Genomic DNA, 1002 nt, shown 5'->3' on the forward strand with positions numbered 1-1002 from the left:
GAGCCTGATCAGCGCAGTCACCAGCATCCTCGCGGGCATGGCGATCGCGCTGCTGCGGCTGTACGGCCCCGGCTGGCTGCGCCCTGTGCTCGTCTTCTACATCGATTCGATGCGCGCCATTCCGGTGCTGGTGGTGCTGGTGTGGATGTACTTCGCGTTCCCGCTGCTCRTGGGCTTCACCTTCGCGCCGTTCTGGGCCGCGGTGATCGCACTGACGCTGCACATCGCGGCCTATGCGGCCGAGGTGATCCGCGCGGGCATCGAATCCATCCGGCCGGGCCAGACGCGTGCGGCGCTGGCGCTGGGCATGTCGCGCGCGCAGCTGCTGCGCAAGGTGCTGCTGCCGCAGGCCACCATCCGCATGCTGCCGGCCTTCGGCTCGATCCTCACCATCGCCATCAAGGACACGGCCATTGCCACCGTGATCGCGGTGCCCGAGCTAATGCACCGCGCCGAGACCGTCGCGGGCCAGAGCTACCGGCCGGTGGAAGTGTTCACCGCGGTGATGGTGGCGTACTTCGCGATCCTGTTCCCGGTCACGCGCGGCATCGACCGGCTCTACCACCGCGTCGCGCACCTGGGGCGTTCATGATGAAGAGGGCCATCCCATGACTTTCGACTGGTCCGTGATCTGGACGCACCGCCAGGCCTTGCTCGAAGGCGCGGCGCTCACCGTGGGCCTCACGGTGCTGACCATGCTGCTGGCCGTGCCGGGCGGCATCGTGCTGGCACTGATGCGGCTGTCGTCCAACAAGCTGCTGCAGTCGGCCTCGCTCGGCTTCGTGGAGTTCTTCCGCAACCTGCCGCTGATCCTGGTGATCTACTGGGTCTTCTACGTGATGCCGATGGCGGTGGACTTCCAGCTGTCGCCGCTCGTCACCGCGCTGGTGGCGCTGGTGCTCAACATCTCGGCCTACAACGCCGAGACCTTCCGCGCCGGCATCAACTCCATCCGCAAGGGGCAGCTGGAGGCGGCGCTTGCCATGGGCATGTCGCGCCGCC

Annotated in this window: 2 protein-coding genes; both read left to right on the plus strand. The window is 67.4% G+C overall.

Features of this window, described 5'->3' with window-relative positions:
* Positions 1-592 (plus strand): amino acid ABC transporter permease (locus AC04L7_RS19585; RefSeq protein ID WP_475513832.1); only part of this gene is annotated, 592 nt, incomplete at its 5' end.
* A gap of 16 nt (positions 593-608) precedes the next feature.
* Positions 609-1002, plus strand: a 394-nt coding sequence (locus AC04L7_RS19590) for an amino acid ABC transporter permease (RefSeq protein WP_475513833.1), incomplete at its 3' end; no start/stop codon positions are given.

This window comes from Pseudoxanthomonas sp. LjRoot204_2 (genome assembly GCF_056175765.1).